This is a genomic window from Halobacillus trueperi (assembly GCF_003386945.1).
In the GTDB taxonomy this organism is placed as follows: domain Bacteria; phylum Bacillota; class Bacilli; order Bacillales; family Halobacillaceae; genus Halobacillus; species Halobacillus aidingensis.
Window position 1 is genome coordinate 327,582 of sequence record NZ_QUAE01000003.1, and the last position, 20,575, is coordinate 348,156.

Sequence of the window (20,575 nt, forward strand, 5' to 3'; positions counted from 1 at the left end):
AGCCCCCTCCTTTATTCCAGTTCTTCCTGAGCTTTTTCCTCCATCTGTTTCGCCGCTTCTTCTGGTGTCATATCCAAACCAAAGATCGCCTGTGTCGTATCTTTGTGAAGCTCAGCAAGTTCCGGTGGAAGTGTCTGGTCATAAGGCATTTGCAAGTGTGTTGCCTGTTCGACAACATCATAGAACTGGCTTGTGAATTCATCGGTTGGAACGACTCCGCTAACGGCTGTCAGTGATCCGGTGCGATCCGTATAATTACGGGCGGTTTCTTCACTTGTCAATTCTTTCATTAGTTCTTTTGCAAGTTCAGGGTGTTCTGTGTTTTTCGCTGCTGACCAGACCGGGCCTGTCGCTGCACCTACGTGTGTTTGATCTCCTTGGCCGCCATCAACTTTCGGGAAGACGAAGAAATCTAATTTTTCTTCAAAATCAGGAGCTTCACTTCGAACGTTGTTCAAAAAGGAGATGGTCATGTCCATCATGGCTGCCTGTCCAGAGTACAAGAGCTGTCTGCCTGTCCCTTCATCGTAAGGAACACCGTTAAATCCTTCATTAAAGGCATCTTTTTTAACCATTTCCTGTATGTACTCTCCTGCTTGTACATACGCTTCATCATCGAATCCTTTCCCTTCACGATTGAAAGCGCTGTCAAAAAGTTCTGGACCAGCAATACGACTTGCAAAGTTCATCAGGTAATACGCACCCGGCCATTTGGTCTTGTTGGCTAAAGCAATTGGAATAATTTCATTTTCATTCAATGTATCAATGATGGTCAGCCATTCTTCGTACGTTTCCGGCTCTTCCAGACCGTACTTTTCAAAGATTTCTTTATTATAAAAAACGACATCAATAGAGAGTCCTAATGGAAGCCCGTAAACCTTTTCATCAAATGTCCCATTCGCAAGGGCCAGTTCATTGAATTTAGATGGTTCGATATCTTCCGTAACGTCCATCACTTTGTCCTGATCGACAAACTGCTTCAACCATCCGCCACCCCAGCTATGGAAAACATCAGGAGGATTTCCACCAGACATCGCAACAGAAAGCTTCTGCTTATAAGCATCATTCGGAATTCTTAACACTTTTACATCGACATCCGGATTTTTCTCTTCAAACCTCTCTACCGCTTCTTCATAGATTTTTTCTTTTTCACCTGGGTCGATATGCCAGAATTCAAGAACCTTCTTCTCACTTCCACCTGCAGTGCTTGAGGAATCTCCCCCGCACGCTGCTAATACGAGTAACAAGCCAAGCATCATCAAACTACATATTCTTTTCAAAGTAACCGCTCCTTTTTACTTGAAATTAAATAGATGTAACGTTTTGACTCTGTAACCAGCGAAAGCTTTCCTGAATGCTCTTTAAGGCAGAACCTCTAGACTGATCCTGTTCCACAATCCACCATTCCACTTCATTAGCTGATCCTTTCTGTAACACACCTTCAACATCTACCCCGCCTGTGCCTAATTCTGCGAAGAACTGTTCACCATCTGTCGTCATGTCTTTCAAATGGACGAGTGGTGTACGGCCCTTATACTGATTCAACCACTCTTGAGGAGACTCACCCGCTTTAGTTAACCAGTAAATATCAAACTCCGCTTTCACCCATTCAGGATTTGTTTCCAACAGGAGAAATTCCAGCGGTGCCCGGCCATCTTTCATCGGGTGTAATTCAAAATCATGGTTGTGATAGGACAGGCTGATACCTTCTTCTGAAGAACGGCGTCCTGCTTCATTTAAAATGGATACGAGACGACGGTAATCTCCATCTGTCCTTCTTTCCGGAGGCAGGTGAGGGCACACGATATGTTTACTCCCCAAGACTTTTTGTGTTTCGATTACTTTTTCCAAATCACTTTCTAATGTAGGAAGAGGGATATGACTGGAAGCAGCTTTGAGGCCTAAATCATCGATCAGTCTCTTGAGTTCGGTTGGTTGGAACCCTCCATAGCCGGCAAATTCCACCCCATCAAATCCAATGTCCGCGACTTTTTCCAATACACCCTTGAAGTCCTTCTCACTCTCTTTTCGTAATGTAAACATTTGAAGCGCAACAGGTATGTTCGTCATCAGCAACCACTCCTTTTATTATGAATGTAATCGATTACATTTTAACTTAAAATTTTTTCACATAGGCAACAGTTTTTCTTTGTGCTTAGCCCCACAAGAATTACGAATGATTAGTTTATCTGGGAGAACATGTTCCGTCTGAGATATCGCTTCCCCATTCAGCTTTTTCAAGAGAAGCTCCATCGACCGCTGTCCCATTCCATGTAATGGCTGAGCAATCGTCGTCAACGATGGGTTGAACATCGAAGCAAACTTGATATTGTCAAATCCAACAACCGCAAGATCTTCAGGAACCTTCACCCCAAGCTCATTAGCAGCATTGATCGCACCAATCGCCATATCATCACTCGCCGCATACACTGCGGTAGGTACTTCCTTTTGAGAAAGCAAGTCCAACATGTGTTCATAGCCAGACTCGTAAGTGAATTCTCCTTCTCGTACAAACTTATCTTCCGGGTTAAGCCCATGTTTTTTCATGGCATTTTGATAGCCTTCATAACGATTTCTAGAAATTAGTGAATACATAGGTCCAGAAATATGAGCTACCCATCGGTGCCCGAGACGTATTAAATGCTCCGTTGCTTTTTCACTGCTTCCTACGTTGTCGATGGATACAAAAGGAATCGTAGGGGTTTCCAAATGCGCTGTTGCGAGTACAATCGGGTATTGATGGCTGATTTCAATCAAGGTTTCCTCATCTAATTTTGGGGAAAGCATAATCATGCCATCGACTTGTCTTTGCTTTAAGTGTTCAATCGACGCGTATTCATTTTCCAATTGATTATTGGTATTACGAAGCAATACACGGTAGCCATTTTGTGCTGCTTCCTCTTCAATCCCCCCGACAATTTCAGAGAAAACGGTGTTACTAATGTTTGGAACAAGAACCAAAATCGTGTTCGTTTCTGTTCTTCGAAAATGCCTGGCCAGCATATTCGGTTGATAGTTTAATTGATTAATAGCTTCCAACACTTTCTCCTTCGTACTTGGAGTTACCGTATCCGGATTTCGCAGAACCCTCGATACCGTTGCGGTTGAAACACCAGCTAATTTTGCTACATCACTCATCTTCGGCATATCTAATTCTCCTGTTCTTACCACCAATGTAATCGATTACATTCAGTGTATAGTATAGAATTCTGAATTGCAAGACTATTTTGTGGTTTTTTTGAATCCACATGAAATGGCTCCAAGAAATAAGTGATTCTATCCATGATTACATATTTAACTTAATGATAAATTCCTAAAAACCAGCGCAACATCCACGCTCAAGCGGGGATGTTGCGTTTTTCTATCGTGATAAGGTGTCAGACACTATGGATAATTATGAATGGTGTGTTTTGTCATATTGGTCACCGTAAACCTTCTTCATATGAAAGTAATGAACAAGCCGGATCGTCGGGCGAATGAGCATTTGAATACTTGCGAGCACAAAGAGAGTGACACCAACGTTTTTCAAATGTTCGAAGTAAAAGAAGAGACTACCGATCAGAAACCAGAATCCGATCAGGACATCATTAATGGTATAAAGCATGTCGTACGTTTTTTTGAAAAAGATGTCGTGCTTCCCTATATGGAGTTCTACGTATTTTTCCTTGTCTGACTTTTGGTTCGACATCCTCTCACCTCCTCTAAACCCATTCCCTCACCCAGCTCGTCTTATAACGTATTGATTTTGTATGAATGGGATATGGATAGATATCGTTTAGCATCTTCTCTTCCGTTTTGTGCAACCCACACAAATGTAAGCGCTTATATTTTGGTGTTTCAACGAATGTTTATGGTTGAAAACATGATAGGGTAGTACATGGACATTATCAAAGACCGCCCTACATAGACGGTTGCAACAGGATTAGGAGGGTAATGATGTTAGATGTATTGAACCAAATCAATGATGTTCTATGGGGGACGCCCAGTTTGGTCCTGCTATTCGGGACAGGGCTGTTCTTGACCATTATGCTGAAAGGGCTGCAGTTCAGTAAGCTGTTCTATGCCTTCAAACTTGCCTTTACAAAAGAGGATAAAACAGAAACATCCCAGGATTCCCAAGGGGATATCAGTAATTTTAAAACTTTAATGACAGCGCTATCAGCAACAATCGGAAACGGAAATATTGCCGGTGTCGCTACCGCTTTGACGCTCGGAGGTCCTGGAGCAATTTTCTGGATGTGGATCGTCGGCTTGTTAGGGATGGCGACCAAATATTCTGAAGCTCTCCTTGCGATGAAGTATCGAGTGAAAAATGAGAACGGAGAGTATTCTGGTGGACCGATGTATTATGTAGAACGAGGCATCGGGAAGAAGTGGAAATGGCTCGCCGTCGCTTTTGCGTTGTTCGGTGCATTTGCCGCTTTAGGAATCGGAAACAGTGTTCAGTCCAATACCATTTCTGATGTTATGACGGAAAGCTTCCACATTAATGGCTGGTTCACTGGAGCTGTGCTTGCGATTTTGACAGGGCTAATCATTTTCGGAGGCATCCAGCGAATCAGTACAGTAGCAGGATTTTTCGTTCCAATCATGGCTTTTCTGTATATTGGCGGGGCTTTATTTATCATCATCGCTAACTACGAAGCGATCGTCCCTGCTTTTGAAATGATCTTCCAATACGCCTTCAGCCCGGTTTCCGCCGCTGGTGGATTCGCAGGTGTTGTCGTCATGGAAGCGGTCAGAAGTGGTGTTTCACGCGGCATTTTCTCAAACGAAGCTGGTTTAGGTACGGCTGCATTGATTGCTGGGAATGCCAAAACCGACCATCCAGTGAAACAAGCACTCGTTGCCATGACAGGTACGTTCATCGTGACGATCGTCGTTTGTACCATGACAGGGCTCGTCCTGATCATGACCGGTTTTTGGGATCCATCAGGTGGAGCGATCTCAGGTGTTCAACACGCGACTGGTCTTGATGGTGGCGCGCTTACGAGTGCGGCATTCGGGTATGCATTAGGAACCGTAGGTGAATACATCGTGGCTTTTTCCGTCATCTTCTTCGGGTTTTCAACCATCGTTGGGTGGTACATGTACGGAGAAAAGTGTTTCGAATATCTATTAGGTTTGCGCTACATCGTTCCATACCGTTTCATTTATATCACAGCAACCTTTATGGGTGCCGTCATGCAGCTCGACCTCGTATGGGCGTTTGCGAATATGGCTAATGCCTTGATGATGATTCCCAACTTAATCGCTTTATTGCTTCTTTATAAAGTGATCGTGAAAGAGACGAACCATTACTTCAATAATTATATTCATCAGCATCACTACACACGCTCAAAAGCAAGCTAATATTGAACGGAAACAACCTGTCTCCAAGCAGGTTGTTTTTTTATTCACTTAGGAAAAATCCTCTTGCTATTACGCTTCTTCTTTCTTATCTGTCAGAAGAGTCAAAGCTTCTCCATGAATAAATATACCACTGCTTCCAGCACCCTTCATGTAGAGTTCGAACCTCTTGGAGTCCAGGGTCAACTCTTCTCGATAAAAATGTACCTTCCCTAAGATGTCCACCACTTCTAAAAGCAACCCAGCGTTTGCTTTCATTTCTGTTCTCAAACCGGCAATACTATAAAATAAGAGTAAATCGGCTTTATTCTTCGGTTTTTCTATTATTTTTCTTATTTGCAGCAATTCCGGACGTTGAAATGGGGAACCTAAATACCCTAAATCACTGAACCTTTTAGTAACTTTCAAATTATTAGCTGAACAGTAATCAAACAACACTTTATCCTGATGGATAATGCGTTCGACCGCAGTCCATGAGTTTCCAAAATTAATAGACTTCCTGTAATAGCAGAAAACATTTTCCATCCCTTGCCCACATCCCGTTCAGTATAGTAATGAAAGACGCACAAAAAAGCATATGCATCCAACAATCTGGATTCATATGCTAGTATGGCCTCATTAACCTCTCACGTATTCACTACAAACTAGATTCACGGGGATCTCTAATCATAATCAAAAAAAAGAGTCTGGCCTTCAACCAGACTCTTCCCTACACTTATGGCATCAATTGAATGATATGTTTGACGGCATCCGTCAAATCTTTCTGTGACCAGCTCGGCAGTTTCCCGTGCTGAACAGCCAGCTCATGAGAAGCCGGAATATGAACAAAACCAGAAGGAACCTGTTGATGGTTCACATGAAAATGATAAAGCGCTTGATACATCACATGGTTACATAGGTAAGTCCCAGCGGTATTTGAAACCTCCGCTGGATACCCTTTTGATTGCAAGTTTTCAACAAAGCTCTTAATTGGCAGAGTAGAAAACAATCCATCCGGTCCCTCTTCTTGGATCGGATCCCCTTCCGGCATGTTCCCTTCGTTATCTTTTTCGTTGCTCTCGTTACAGTTGATGGCAATACGCTCAGGTGTCATTTTGTAACGACCGGCAGCAAGTCCGAGTGAGATGACTGCATCCGGTTCGACGTCGTTGATATGTTCTAAAATCTCCCGGCCTGACTTGTTATAATCGACGGAAAGAATCCGACCTTCGATACGATATCCATTCAACCCTTTCCCTTTCAGTTCCTCTACGATTTGATGCGTCGGGTTAATTGGGAAGTCGAGAAATGGTTCAAACCCTGTGAGTAAGAGTGTTTTCATTTGCTGTTTCTCCTTTCATGGTTAGAGGTCTTTTTCTTTCAATGATGTGATATCCACCTTCTTGATATTTAGATAACGATTGTTTTTCAGAGATTACTTCTAAGATCGATTGATTAAATACTTTTTGTGCTTCTATACATAACTTTAAGTCGTCCCCATACACCGTTTCGTCTGCGGCCTCAGACGTGAGATCTGCACTAACCCAGTCTGGAAATCTCGAAATCGCTACATGAGATTCATAGTCTGGATGAGTCTCCCATGTGAAAAACAATAAAGATCCCGTTTGTTCTACAGGGAAGATATCAGGGAGCCATTGGTGGCCGTACTTTTTATACCGATCCATCCATTCCTGGTTTTTCTCTTCAAGTATGGTTCCTTGGACCTTTTCCATCATATGATTTTGAATTCGTTCTAATAAATCCCTCTGTTTTTCATATGTTGCTCCTTGCAATTTTCGTCCAATACCATAAATCAAAGCATTGGGAAGCCAATAAGATTTCGGAAAACGTGGAGGGCTGTTATATCCAGCAAAAGGCTGAATCCATTCATGAGCCGGAATCCCATGATTATCAATCACAACATCAGGAGCCCAGCGATGCATAAGATCAGGCACAACTCGGGCTTCACCGAATGGAGTAGATTGATAACGATGTTCCGCATACTCCAGCCCGACAGCATTATACCTTGCCGCATGATGCTTCCATTCTGGGTTTTCCCTTGTCATATCCTTGTGAATACAATCCCCATCTGGGTTGGCATTGGGTATCGCAACAATGTTCAAATGATCGATACTCCTACTCCTTGATAGTTCATCCATAAGTTCAATGACGGCCGGGCGACTGGATACCTCATTCGCATGATGTCCGGTTTCTATGAGAATGATAGGCTTATAAGCAGAAAGTTTCTTCCGAGATAGATAGGTTTCATCGGTTTCCGTGTACCATTCATAAACGGGGATCCATTTCCCCTTGTAAGATTGCTCAGGTATCCATGTAAAAGAGGCACTCTTGCTTTTTAATACATGTTTACCTACGTTTATAGAACTTGGAGGAACGGACACCTTCTCCGTTCTGATCACACCATTCATGTCCTTAGCGAGTTCCGTTGGATAGGGGTGACTGGCCTGAAAGGTGAGACCGATGACAGCACCCTGTTTAAGTCCAACGTTTTCCGTTTGATAAATTTTAATCTGAGCTTTTGGTCTCGACCCTTTCCTGACATGCATGAAAGGGTAAACCCCGCCTGGGAAATGCTGATCTTTGCCATGGATATCAAAGAAGTGGAGCGTATTAAAATACAGATCTTCATGTAGTGCTTCCAATGAAGAAATACGCTCATGCTCAACAGAAAGCTTCTCCTCTGGCTCACTCATTTCAACATCGATTTCAATTCTGTCGAATAATGGCTGACCTTCATTCAGTTTTAATTCATCCAAAAAGGAGTCTAAAACGTGTGTTTGATAAAAGTGATAAAAGTTTTGACGGTCGGTGGCAAAAGCTTTCTGTTTACATATTTCGCCTCCTACCATCCAGCGAATCTCGTTTGAAACAGGATACACACGCTTCTTACCATCAACATAATTCATAGAATGGATAGGGACGAGAATCGACTTCTCAAAAATCACTCCTCCGCTTTCATCATAGACTTCCATGATGACCTGAGGATCCTGTAGTTCATTCAGTTCAAAGGTAACGGCATCTTTATGTAAAGAAAGTTCCTCTCCAAGCCATTCATCCAAAGGATAAAGTTCCTGGATCCAGCGAATAGGTAACTCGCATCCATCTTCATTCATTTCTTCTTTACAGACAAATTTGATGTGATCAATTTCTGAAGCTACATTCCTCAAACTTTCCATCCAATCTTCCATCACTATACTGACAATCGGCTTAAAGGAAGAGTATACTTTCACCTTTTCTACACCGGTCATTTTTTGAACTTTATTCCTGATTTTCTTTCTCTCAGATAATGGTTCGGATAAGAAAATGGTCATTTCATCAGCTTCACTTGAATGATGTTTTCGTACAAGATCTAAACAAACATCCGTTTCGCGTTCACCTTCCCATTTCAAATCTGAAACGACATACTCTTCTGGAGGTGATTGCAAATCCGGTCGTTCCCAAAAAGAAACCGTGCCCCCTTCCCGCCAGTGCTTGTCGTGCAGTAAATACCGGACAGCATGACGCAAGGAGCGTCCTTTCCCTTGGACCTTTATTTTATTACCGTCTAAAGTGATTTCAGACTGCTCTTTGTTCTGATTCTCGATTTGAAGGAAAACATCGGCCTCTTCCACATTTGTGATTGGCAATTTTAAAGCTGTTGAGGACATCCCTATTCTGGCTGCCCCGTAACAAATATCGAGGAAAATTTCCTGGGAAATACTTTTATCAACATCAATAGACATGGATTGTTTCTGAGTAGGATGGGGTGTCGAATCACTAATAAAGGCATCATATTCCCAAAGATCTGTGAGACTTTGAATGGCATTTTTATGATTCAGGTGGTTTTCAACAGCTTTCGGAAAAGCAACAGGAGTTCTCTTTCCTTGTTCCACCCACCATTCTTCCTCGCTGAAGTAAATAGCTTCCATTGGTTTTTTCTCAATACCTGCTACCGGCCACTCGCAAGCAAGAAATTGAAGGAAGCGACTTAATTCCTGCTCAGACCTATAGTGGAAAGAAAATTGCTTCGTTCTTGGGTGAAGTTTCAGTGCTGTTATCTGCTCATCGTTAACAAAGTCCATCTGATATCCTGCTTTCTCTTTTCCATTTAGAAAGTTAAAAGTCAAAGCAGTGGTTTCAAAACCAAGACGGGCGCAAAAATCAATAAGACCTGAAGGAGTGAATCCTTCAGGCAATTGAAGATTGACGTTGATGTGATCTGGAACCCCGTCATGATTTTGGTCAGTAATGAGATAACCTGGTTCCCAAAGATTTCTTAAATCATTCATTTTTATCACCTACACATCAAGGTTTGGATCAAACTTATCTCTAAGCCAATCGCCGAATAAATTGAATCCTAGTACAGTAATCATAATCGCAATACCCGGGAATGTAGCTGTCCACCAAGCTGAACTGATATAGTTACGACTATCGGATAACATGCCTCCCCAGGAAGGAATCGTTGGGTCAACACCTAATCCTAAGAAGGTTAATGAAGCTTCAAGTAAGATAAACTCAGCAATGAAAAGCGTACCTAATACTAGAATAGAAGACACAACATTAGGGAAGATGTGTTTTCCGATAATTCGTAGATGAGAGCCACCGACTGCTTTTGCAGCCTGGATATATTCCAGTTCTTTCAACGACATGACCTGTCCCCGGATCAGACGGGCAAATCCGACCCAATACGTTAACCCTAAAATGATGACAATCTTCCAAATTCCAGTACCCAGCACACTCATAATGATGATGGCAAACAAAATAAATGGGAAGGCAAGCTGAATATCAGCCAGACGCATAATCAGATCATCCATCCATTTACCAACATATCCTGAAATCAATCCTAGAATTGTTCCTACAACCATCGCTAAAAGAACACCAAAGAATCCAACCATCAAGGAGATCCTTGCCCCATAAATGATTCGGCTGAATAAATCACGTCCGATTTGATCAGCACCTAATAGATGTTCTGTATCAGCCCCTGATATCGAGGGTGGAGCGAGCCTTGAAGTCAATTGTGCTTCCGTCGGATCCATGGGAGCTATCCAAGGAGCGAATAAAGCACAGGAAACACTGACGATAACGAGAAGGAGTCCGAACATTCCGGACGCATTCTTCAGCAGGAATAGACCTGGCCGAAACTTTTTCTTCGGTTTCGTTTGCTGCACTTGTTCTTCTTGTTCATAGACTGCAGGTTCCATCAGCTACTGCCACCTCCTGCTTTAATTCTCGGATCGATCAGGCTATAGCTGATATCAACGAGTAAGTTAACTAAGACCATGATCATCGCAAGCATGATGACGCCACCCTGAATGACGGGATAGTCCCGTTGGTTAATCGCATCAATGATCATACGGCCGACGCCTGGCCATGAAAAGACTTGTTCAATAATCACAGTCCCACCTAACAGGGAACCGAACTGAATACCAAGGAATGTAATGGTTGGGATCAGAGCGTTTCGGAAGGTGTGGCGCATGATGACGACCCACTCTTTCAATCCTTTGGAACGGGCGGTGGAAACATATTGTTGTGATAGATTTTCAAGCATGGAAGACCTGACCAGGCGTGCAAGAATACCGGATAGGATCATCCCAAGGGCGATGGAAGGCAGAATCAAATATTCAATCCCATCATAACCAGAAGCCGGCAGCCACTGAAGGTTCACAGAAAAAATCAAAATCAGCATGATCCCAAGCCAAAAGTTTGGAAAAGATATGCCGATGAGTGAAAAGATACGACCAAAGAAGTCTACAGCAGTTCCTCTTTTCACTGCTGACAAAATGCCTACCGGAAAGGCAATCAGCATAGCGACAAAAACCCCACCAAATGCGAGAAGCAATGTCGCTCCCATTTTGTCTATGACCATTTCTGTCACCGGTAAGCCTGTTCTGAATGATTCTCCAAGATCAAATGTTGCTAGATTTTTCAAAAAAACCAAATACTGTACGGGTAATGGTTCGTCCAGACCAAGATTTTCTCTTACGCTTTCAATGGCTTCCGGAGAAGGTTCACCAGCAGCAAACATGACGGTAACCGGATCACCCGTCAGTCGAATACTAAAGAAGATGATCACGGAGATGGCTAAGAGAACTAATATACTATGTAATAGACGCCGAATAATGAACTGTAACACAATGTTCCCTCCTATCAATCAATGATATAGAAGAAGACAGGGATGCTTCCTGCCTTCTTCCATTCCAACTATTCGACGGTTATTTCTTCTAAACGCATACGATCTTCGTGAGGTGGTTGGAAGTTTTTCACACGATCATGGACAGCGTAAAGAGCAACTTCAGAGTAAAGGTTCGCTTCAGGAGCCAGTTCATGCAGACGCTCTGTCAGTTTCATGAAGATCTCTTCCCGTTTTTCCTGATCCACCGTTGTACGTTCTGCTTCTAACAGTTTCTCTACTTCTTCATCATAGAAAGAAGGGTTCCAGTGCTCTCCTTCGTGGTACATGAGATACGCTGTATTATCAAAGTCGAGCGTCCACCCGCCCCAGCCTTGACGGTACATATGACCAGCTTCACCACTTGGAATAAGGTCAGAAATCAAGGTGTTGCTATCGACACTTTCGATATTCGCTTTCAAGCCGACTTCTTCAAGGTAATAGGATACGACTTGAGTAATTTCTTTGAAGTTTCCATCGTTACCAGGAATATAAATGTCTACTTCCGTTCCTTCAGCGACACCAGCTTCTTCAAGAAGCTCTTTCGCTTTTTCAGGATCATAAGGATATGGCTCCAGATCAGGGTTATTACCGAAAGAAAGCTCACTTTGGAACGTGCTGATTTTATCTCCGTACCCCCCCAGGATTTCCTCAATGATGGCATCTTTGTCAATCGCATAGTTCACCGCTTGTCTTACACGCTTATCGTCAAAAGGCTCTTTCTCCGTATTGAAACGCAAAGAATAAACCGTTGGTGTTCCCACTTCTTGAATAGAAAGAGATGAATGGTCCTTCAAAGATTCAACCTGACTAATCTCCACACGCTTCATGACATCAATTTCGCCTGTTTGCAATTCGGCAAGACGCGTGGACGCTTCTGGAATGAAACGGAAAGTTACTTTATCAAGTTTCGGAACCCCGTCTTTCCAGTAATCCTCATTCTTTTCAAGCACGGCGTTACTATCCTGTTCATAAGAAGTCATCTTAAATGGTCCTGTACCTACAGGGTTTGTATTGAAATGTTCATCCCCATTTTCTTCGATATACTTCGGAGGGACAATCACGGCACCATAACCCGCAAGTTTCGTCAAAAGAACAGGATCCTTTTCATTCAAGTTGAAATTAACGGTGTACTCATCCACAACTTCTACATTATCAATGGATGTATAGTTCGCTTGCTGTGGCCCCTGTGCACCTTCTTCACCAAGCAAACGATCGAATGTAAACTTAACCGCATCCGCATTGAAAGGTTCTCCGTTATGGAAAGTTACCCCTTCACGAAGTTTAAACTGTAGGGTTTGATCATCTACATACTCCCAGCTTTCAGCGAGGCCTGGTTGCAGCTCAAGATCTAAGTTACGATCAACAAGCCCTTCGAATACGGATGTCGCAACCGTACTCCAATCTAGCAAGAACGTATCGATCGGATCCCAGTTCTGTGGATCACCAGGAACTCCAACCACTAACTCATTTTCTCTGCCTTCCACTTCAATCTCGCTATCATTTTCGGCACTCGTTTCTTCTGAATCCGAACTGCAGGCAGCCATCAATAGAACTACAAATAATAACATGAAACTCCAGCGTGCTTTCTTCATTTACTACTCCCCCATTTTTGTGATTTTTGATCCATATGGATAAGGTTCTGAAAAACCTAACTGCTTTGAAAGTGTCTCGCAAATTTCCCACATCGGTGTTGCATATCTTTCCGCCTGTTCTGGTGTAACAGTCGAAGCAAATCCCGCCACACTGATTCCTGCTGCAATTTCTCCGAACCGGTCAAAAATCGGCGTCCCTACAGATGCCGTTCCTTCTTCAAGTTCAGATTGACTGTAGCTATACCCCCGATCACGGGTTTCTTTTACCTTTTCCATAATTACCTCGTCATCGATCATCGTTTGAGAGGCATACTTCTTTTTCTCCTTCTCCTGCTGCAGAATTCGTTGAATTTCATGGTCAGGTAAAAAAGATAACAATGTACGTGGACAGGCCCCTGCGTATAGAGGAGCTCTTCTTCCGATTTTCGTATATAAGCGGACAGGTTTATCACTTTCAACTTTTTCGATATAAATGGCTTCATCCTGATCCATGATAATGAGCTGGACGGACTCTCCGAACTCCTGCTGCAGCTTCCTCATATGCGGAAGTGCAAGCCCGCGGATTTCGAGCTGACTTGAAACCATATGTCCAAGCTCAATCAGTCGTGTGCCTAACTGATACATTTCTCCATCGATGAATACACCATTCTGATAAAAACTTACTTTTTGAATAAAACCTTCTTCCTCAAGCGTCTTCATCAACCGGTAGACGGTTGCTTTCGGAAGATCGGATGCCTCAGATATTTTATCGAGCCTCCAATAAGGCGTTTCTTCTGTGAAAAACCTTAGAAGTTGAAGTGCTTTTGATAATGTTTTACTCATCCTATCCAGTCCGTTCTGGTTCTGTAGGCTGATCATATAAATGACAGGCTACAAACCGTCCATTTTGGTTTTCCAGCTGAGGCCGGACTTCAGAACAGATATCCATTTTCATTGGACAGCGAGGATGAAAGGCACACCCTTTCGGTGGATCGGAAGGACTCGGTACATCCCCTTCTAAGATGATGTCTTTCTTCTTACGCTTCGGATCCATTACGGGTACAGCAGATAACAACGCTTCTGCATAGGGATGAAGCGGGCGGTCATAGAGTTCGTGTTTCCCAGCCATTTCCACCATACGCCCAAGGTACATGACTCCGATACGGTCACAAAAATGTTTAACCACACTCAAGTCGTGAGAAATAAATATGTACGTCAGACCCAATTCCTTTTGTAAATCACGCAGCAGATTCAATACTTGAGACTGTATGGAAACATCCAATGCCGAAACGGGTTCATCCGCAATAATGATACTTGGTTCACAGGCTAAAGCTCTTGCTATCCCAATTCTTTGTCGCTGCCCTCCACTAAATTCGTGAGGGTGACGGTCGATTTGTTCAGGTCTTAATCCTACCTGATCCATTAGTTCAAGCACACGTTCCCTTCTCGCTTTTTTTCCTTCACACAATCCAAAGTTAATCAGAGGCTCTTCAATGATTTCTCCAACTTTCATTCTTGGATTAAGAGAAGCGAAAGGATCCTGAAAAATGATTTGGATTTCTCTCCGTAGATTTTTCATCTCTTGTTTAGAGGCCTTCGTGATATCTTTGCCTTTAAACAAGACTTCACCATCTGTCGCTTCGATCAATTGCAGAATGGTCTTGCCTGTTGTGCTTTTTCCACAGCCTGACTCGCCGACAATTCCAAGGGTCTCCCCTTTCGTCACATGAAAGGAGACATCATCTACGGCTTTGACTTGATTCAACGTCTTTTTACCGAAGATTCCTCCCTTGATCGGAAAGTACTTTTTAAGATTTTTCACTTCAAGAATGGTTTCCTGCGCCAACTTCCTTCCTCCCTTCTTGAACATTTGAAGCTTCCTCATGATAGAGCCAGCAACGGCTTTTCGATTTTTCATTGACATCGAACAATGGAGGTGTCTGATGACAAGCTTCAAATGCATGCTTACAACGTGGAGCAAATCGGCATCCTGTAGGCATTTGCTCAGGTGTCGGCACGGTTCCACTAATGGAAGACAAGTACTCTTCATCCTTGTCCATATTTGGAACAGATGCGACCAATCCCTTGGTATAAGGGTGTTTAGGTGAGTCGAATAGCTCTTCTACAGTCGCTTCTTCAACAACTTCCCCTGCATACATCACGATGACGCGATCACAAGTTTCCGCGACTACACCTAAATCATGAGTAATCATCACAATCGACATATTCATCTCATCTTGCAGGGACTGCATGAGCCGTAAGATTTGCGCCTGAATGGTAACGTCCAAAGCCGTTGTGGGCTCATCGGCAATCAATAGCCCAGGATTACAAGACAAAGCCATCGCAATCATGACTCTTTGTCTCATTCCACCAGATAACTGGTGTGGATATTCATACAGCACCTGCTCGGCACGAGGAATTCCAACCAACTTCAACATATGTAATGCACGGTCATACGCTTCCTTCTTAGATTTTTTCGTATGATTACGTACAAGCTCAACGATTTGGAAGCCAATGGTATAAACCGGATTAAGAGAAGTCATCGGTTCCTGGAAAATCATCGCCATTTCTTTTCCACGCTTTTTTCTGTACGCATTCTTGGATAACTTGGTCAACTCTTCTCCATTAAGCGTTAAGGAACCGCCTGTCACCGATAATGCTTGCGGTAAAAGATCCATAATGGACAGAGACGTCATACTCTTTCCACAACCTGATTCTCCAACAATCCCCAGGGTCTCCCCTTCGTTGACAGAGAAGGAGACCTTATTAACTATGTTTCTTCTTTCGTTATCTATTTTCACCGATACTTCTAAGTCTTTGACATCAAGGACTTTTGACACGATCACCCCTCCATTTCACTATTTGAAACGCTATTTCATTTCCTGGATTAACCATATAATACATAATGGTCAGAAAATTATCAACCTTTAAAAAAGTATAAAAACTAATTCACTTGGGTTAAAACTCCTGATTTGCCTATAGTCATAGGGGGATGGGATATAAAAATTTAATAGAATGAAAAACTTATTTGTAAATTTGTTGAAATAGGAGGGAGAATCTAAGTCATTAAAAAAAAGCGTAGGGTCCTATTTCCCTACGCTTGAATCATTCACCAATATTATGAGTCTAATAGATCAGCTTCTCTTACACTGGCCCCCAACTAATCAAGACGCCAACCGTGAGCATAATGACAGCAATAACCACCCAAATCAATAACAACGGCAGCATCCATTTCGCCCATTTAATCCAAGGCACTCCAGCTACAGCAAGACTCGCCATAAGCGGCCCTGATGTTGGAAAAATGCTGTTCGTAAAGCCATCACCAAACTGATAAGCCTGCACGGCCACCTGACGAGTAACCCCGATCATGTCAGCCAGCGGGGAAAGAATTGGCATAGCGATCATCGCCTGCCCGCTTCCTGATGGAATGAGAAAGTTCATGACACCATTGGCGACAAACATTCCAAGGGCTGCCATCACAGGAGAAAGTCCTTCCAAAGGAACGGATAAAGCATGAACAGCTGTATCGAGAATGTTGGCATTCTCCATGACAATCAGAATGGCACGGGCGACACCAATGATAAGTGCGCCATACACAAGTTTTTGACACCCATCAAGGAATGTTAAAGCAATCTTATTGTAATTCATTCCGGCAATGATTCCTGAAACAATACCAATAATGATGAAAAATGCGGCCATATGGTTGATTGTCCATTTGTATTGAATCGTTGCAAAGATGAAGAAGGCAAGGGCAACAGCAACAAAAGAAAGTATCCATTTGTGTCTAGCTGTAAAAGGGGCTTGCAGTTCATCTTGGGAAGCATCCTTTTCATCTAATACGCCAATCAAGCTTCTTGATGGATCATGGAGGATTCGTTTCGCGTACCTCCATGTATAAAGAATCGTTACCCCAACGATCACTACAAAAGCAATGATTCTTAAAGCCATTCCCGAAAACAAAGGAAGGTCTGCGATCGACTGAGCGATCCCTACAGTATAAGGATTTAAAAAGCCTACATTAAAGCCGGCAAACGTGGCTCCAAACGTAATCGAAACCGCTACAATCGCATCAAGCTTCAATGCTCTAGCAATAATCACACCAATTGCAACAAATGGGATGACAGAGTTGGCTACCGCTCCAACTGCACCGCCTAGAGCGAACAAAACAGAGACAATGGCAATCAGCCAAAACTCTTTCCCTTTCGTTCTATCTACGGCGCGCAAGATGCCTCCCTTAATGGCCCCCGAGCGCTCAATGACCTCAAAAGCACCTCCGGCGAAAAGAACGAGGAAGATCAATCCACCTGACTGAACCATTCCCTCTTGTAACGCTAGGAAAATATCCATAAATCCTGCTGGTTCACCCTCCACACTTGCATATGTATTCGGAACGACTCGCTCTACCCCATCAAGTGTCTCTCTTTCAAATGATCCGGATGGAACGATGTATGTAGCGATGACAGCTGCTAGCAAAACAGCAAACAGAATGACGTATGTATCCGGCATTTCCCACTTCTTTTTTTGATTACTAGAAACTTCTGGTGCTTTTTCAGGCAAACTCATTTAATGACATACCTCCTAAAAAATCTCCATTTGAAATATTAGGAAATTATACTATAGTTCATATATAATCGCAAAATTCAGTCTTTTTTTACAATACTCTTAATACTTTTACAAGCAGTTCATTAGTAGAATATTCCTAGTGACTATAACCCTGTGAAAAGGGGGATTTCCCGGAAATTTTAATGTATTTTTCATAAATTGACAAAAAAAGCTATACTCATCCTTAATTTCCAGCATAATAGTCGTAGATCTAATTGAACGGAGGTGTAAATATGAATGTCAAATTACAGAATGATGCCGGAGTCACTAAAGAAGTCAAAGTAGGGTTCAGTTGGACTACTTTCTTTTTCGGTTTTATTCCTGCTCTTATTAGAGGAGATTTAAAGTGGGCCGTCATTATGTTTGTTACTGCCATACTTGCCGGCATTTTCACCCTTGGAATTGGTGCTTGGATTCCTGGAATTATTTTTTCTTTTGTTTATAACAAGATCTACATTAAAGGGTTGCTGGAGAAGGGGTATCGTCCTGCGACTGAAGGCGATCAAACAGCATTAGAACAACAGGAGATTATCTCACCTGCTGCCAAAGGAGCTTAATAGGTTCGGGTATTCTATAACTAATCCTGAATCATTAAAAGCTACATAATGTATGAAAGAAGAAGAAGGAAGCTATGATGCCTCCCTCTTCTTCTTTTTTTATAGCCGAATATTCAAGACGAAGATAAAAAACCTCTAAGGGTGATAACATCCAATCCGCGATTTATGGTAAAATGTGTAACGGTATTGAACATAAAACGGAGGCTTTATATGAATCTATATAAAGAAAAGAAAAGAAAATTCAGGCCGGAAATAGAAGGACTACGGGCTATTGCCGCCCTCTTAGTCGCTGTTTACCATATCTGGTTAGGTAACGTTTCAGGCGGCGTCGATGTATTCTTCGTCGTATCCGGATTTTTAATAACGATCTCTCTTTTAAATATGTTTGAAAGAACAGGAAAAGTAGATGTAATCGGATTTCTTCTGAAACTGGGAAAAAGGTTATTTCCAATAGCCTTCTCCGTACTAATCTTTGTGATTATTACTAGTTTTTATTTCCTACCTCAGTCTCAGTGGTCATCAATTATTCAGGAAGTAGCCGCTTCTTTAGTCTATTTCGAGAATTGGCAGCTGGCTAGTAACTCGGTGGATTATTTGGCACAAAATAATGTCGCCAGCCCCGTGCAGCATTTTTGGGCCATGAGTACCCAGTTTCAATTTTATATTCTTTGGACCTTAGTCTTGATCACATCCATAGCAATCGCAAAGAAGTTAAACATGAAAACTAGAAACTCTTTATTCTATACATTGATTGTGATCTTTGTCGTGTCCATCAGCTATTCCGTCTATAAGACTTCAGTGAATCAACCATGGGCTTATTTTGATACATTCGCCAGAGCATGGGAATTTGCAGCGGGGGGCATCCTCTCTCTAGTCATAGCCAACATCTCCTTGAATAAATCTACAAATCTAGTCATTGGCTGGTTGGGCTTATTTGGACTAGTAAGCTGTGGTCTGCTCCTACAAGTGTCGACTGTTTTCCCAGGGTATGCGGCTCTATGGCCGGTTCTGTCAGCTGTGTTGATCTTGATTGCTGGTAATAGTGGTGGGAAATTTGGAGTACACCATCTGTTAAGTGCGAAACCGTTGGTTCGATTCGGTGGAATATCATACGGTTTCTACCTATGGCATTGGCCGCTATTAATCTTATATTTCAACATCATTGGTAATGACACGGTTCCCATCACACACGGTTTAGTGATCATCGGGTTGGCCGTCGTGTTGTCCTATGTGACTACGAATCTATTTGAAAAACCTATCCGAAACAAAAAAATACATTCGAAACCAAAATTAGCGTTCATTCTAGTGGCCATTGCCGTTCCAGTTGTGATTCTAAATAGCTCTTGGTCATGGTACGTGAAGGATGCACAATTTGCATCTGCCAGTGTGGAAATATCGAATAGCGATGATTACCCTGGTGCATTAGTGATGGCATCCAAAGATGAGTTTCATTCAGATGAACCCTTCGCACCTAGTGTTCTACAGGCAAAAGAAGAAACACCGAAAAGTTATGATGATGGATGTCACCAAGGTATGGAAGAGTCAGAAGTCATTCTGTGTGAATATGGAAAAGTCAATAATCCAGATTATACGATCGCCTTAGTCGGAGGCTCCCATAGTGCCCACTGGCTGGCTCCATTAGAGAACTACGCGAATGAAGAAAATATCAAAATTCTGAACTATACACGTAGTGCATGCCGATTCTCCAGCGAGTCTTATTTATTGACGACAGAACTCGATCAGGAAACTTGTGCAGAGTGGAATGAAAGTGTCATGGACGAATTGATTGAGAAGAAACCTGACCTGGTTTACACAACCGCCGATGCAACAGAATGGGAAGGAATTCCTGATGGTTATGTCGATCAATGGGAAGAGCTTGGGGAACATGATATTAACGTGTTTGCTTTGAAAGACAATCCAAGAGCTGAGTTTGATATTCCGACTTGTATCGATGAACATGGCGCCAATGCCAAGGAATGCACGACGGAGAATGATCTTGAGGATCTATCAGACGACATTGATAAACTGAATTTGGATAATGTGTACTATGCGGACTTGACGGATAAGTTCTGTGAAGAGGATGTTTGTAAGCCGATTATCGGGAATGTATTGGTTTATCAGGATGGGCACCATTTGACGAGGACATATGCGGAAACGCTGACTCCTTTCGTTGGTGAAAAAGTAAGCGAGGCACTCGAACATTTTTATGATAGAAATTAAGCTATAATGAACTGAGCACCTCTTTTGGGGTGCTTTTTTTATCCTGCGGCATTATTGAATTCTCATTCTATAGAGTTACCCTTTAATGAGCATGAAAAGGATAGCACCAACAGAAACCATTGGTG

17 protein-coding genes are annotated in these 20,575 nt (G+C 42.6%); 3 read left to right on the forward strand and 14 right to left on the reverse strand.

Features of this window, described 5'->3' with window-relative positions:
• Positions 1 to 11: 11 nt before the first annotated feature.
• The 4 genes from DYE48_RS06415 to DYE48_RS06430 all read right to left on the reverse strand — a co-directional run bounded on the left by DYE48_RS06415 (position 12) and on the right by DYE48_RS06430 (position 3,688).
• Positions 12 to 1,280, reverse strand: a complete 1,269-nt coding sequence (locus DYE48_RS06415) for an ABC transporter substrate-binding protein (RefSeq protein ID WP_115822906.1) — start codon at positions 1,278 to 1,280, stop codon at positions 12 to 14.
• A gap of 25 nt (positions 1,281 to 1,305) precedes the next feature.
• Entirely contained in the window at positions 1,306 to 2,070 is a 765-nt protein-coding gene (locus DYE48_RS06420) for a sugar phosphate isomerase/epimerase family protein (RefSeq protein WP_115822907.1), read from the reverse strand.
• A 57-nt stretch (positions 2,071 to 2,127) separates the two neighbouring features.
• Entirely contained in the window at positions 2,128 to 3,147 is a 1,020-nt protein-coding gene (locus DYE48_RS06425; protein ID WP_115822908.1) for a LacI family DNA-binding transcriptional regulator, read from the reverse strand.
• A 247-nt stretch (positions 3,148 to 3,394) separates the two neighbouring features.
• Positions 3,395 to 3,688 (reverse strand): YrhK family protein, encoded by a 294-nt coding sequence (locus DYE48_RS06430; protein WP_115822909.1) that lies wholly within the window; start codon positions 3,686 to 3,688, stop codon positions 3,395 to 3,397.
• A 248-nt stretch (positions 3,689 to 3,936) separates the two neighbouring features.
• Here DYE48_RS06430 and DYE48_RS06435 point away from each other — a divergent pair, with 248 nt between their 5' ends.
• Positions 3,937 to 5,352 (forward strand): alanine/glycine:cation symporter family protein, encoded by a 1,416-nt coding sequence (locus DYE48_RS06435; RefSeq protein ID WP_115822910.1) that lies wholly within the window; start codon positions 3,937 to 3,939, stop codon positions 5,350 to 5,352.
• Positions 5,353 to 5,421: 69 nt separating this feature from the next.
• On the opposite strand, the gene DYE48_RS06440 is transcribed toward DYE48_RS06435, so the two are convergent.
• The 10 genes from DYE48_RS06440 to DYE48_RS06485 form a co-directional block, all read right to left on the reverse strand.
• Entirely contained in the window at positions 5,422 to 5,874 is a 453-nt protein-coding gene (locus DYE48_RS06440; RefSeq protein ID WP_115822911.1) for a serine integrase family protein, read from the reverse strand.
• 190 nt (positions 5,875 to 6,064) lie between these two features.
• Positions 6,065 to 6,670 carry a pyroglutamyl-peptidase I gene (locus DYE48_RS06445; RefSeq protein WP_115822912.1) on the reverse strand — a complete coding sequence of 202 codons (606 nt, stop codon included), beginning with the start codon at positions 6,668 to 6,670 and terminating at the stop codon, positions 6,065 to 6,067.
• Positions 6,642 to 9,617 carry a M14 family metallopeptidase gene (locus DYE48_RS06450; RefSeq protein ID WP_115822913.1) on the reverse strand — a complete coding sequence of 992 codons (2,976 nt, stop codon included), beginning with the start codon at positions 9,615 to 9,617 and terminating at the stop codon, positions 6,642 to 6,644. The genes DYE48_RS06445 and DYE48_RS06450 overlap by 29 nt, the downstream gene beginning before the upstream one ends.
• Positions 9,618 to 9,626: 9 nt before the next feature.
• Entirely contained in the window at positions 9,627 to 10,529 is a 903-nt protein-coding gene (locus DYE48_RS06455) for an ABC transporter permease (RefSeq protein ID WP_089651150.1), read from the reverse strand.
• A complete protein-coding gene (gene nikB / locus DYE48_RS06460) occupies positions 10,529 to 11,461 on the reverse strand; it encodes a nickel ABC transporter permease (protein WP_115822914.1) in 933 nt (310 codons plus the stop codon). Before nikB ends, DYE48_RS06455 begins: the two co-directional genes overlap by 1 nt.
• A gap of 68 nt (positions 11,462 to 11,529) precedes the next feature.
• Positions 11,530 to 13,092 carry an ABC transporter substrate-binding protein gene (locus DYE48_RS06465; RefSeq protein WP_115822915.1) on the reverse strand — a complete coding sequence of 521 codons (1,563 nt, stop codon included), beginning with the start codon at positions 13,090 to 13,092 and terminating at the stop codon, positions 11,530 to 11,532.
• A 3-nt stretch (positions 13,093 to 13,095) separates the two neighbouring features.
• The gene (locus DYE48_RS06470) at positions 13,096 to 13,914 is read right to left on the reverse strand and encodes an IclR family transcriptional regulator (protein ID WP_167449456.1); all 819 of its coding nucleotides are present in this window, start codon (positions 13,912 to 13,914) and stop codon (positions 13,096 to 13,098) included.
• Between the two features lies 1 nt (position 13,915).
• Positions 13,916 to 14,941: an ABC transporter ATP-binding protein gene (locus tag DYE48_RS06475; protein ID WP_115822917.1), complete on the reverse strand. Its 1,026-nt coding sequence runs from the start codon at positions 14,939 to 14,941 to the stop codon at positions 13,916 to 13,918.
• Positions 14,895 to 15,911, reverse strand: a complete 1,017-nt coding sequence (locus DYE48_RS06480; RefSeq protein ID WP_115822918.1) for an ABC transporter ATP-binding protein — start codon at positions 15,909 to 15,911, stop codon at positions 14,895 to 14,897. Before DYE48_RS06480 ends, DYE48_RS06475 begins: the two co-directional genes overlap by 47 nt.
• A 304-nt stretch (positions 15,912 to 16,215) precedes the next feature.
• The gene (locus tag DYE48_RS06485) at positions 16,216 to 17,634 is read right to left on the reverse strand and encodes a YfcC family protein (RefSeq protein WP_115822919.1); all 1,419 of its coding nucleotides are present in this window, start codon (positions 17,632 to 17,634) and stop codon (positions 16,216 to 16,218) included.
• 272 nt (positions 17,635 to 17,906) lie between these two features.
• On the opposite strand from DYE48_RS06485, the gene DYE48_RS06490 reads away from it, so the two are divergent.
• Positions 17,907 to 18,230 carry a DUF2628 domain-containing protein gene (locus DYE48_RS06490; RefSeq protein WP_115822920.1) on the forward strand — a complete coding sequence of 108 codons (324 nt, stop codon included), beginning with the start codon at positions 17,907 to 17,909 and terminating at the stop codon, positions 18,228 to 18,230.
• A 210-nt stretch (positions 18,231 to 18,440) separates the two neighbouring features.
• Entirely contained in the window at positions 18,441 to 20,450 is a 2,010-nt protein-coding gene (locus DYE48_RS06495; protein WP_115822921.1) for an acyltransferase family protein, read from the forward strand.
• The last annotated feature ends 125 nt before the right edge of the window (positions 20,451 to 20,575 follow it).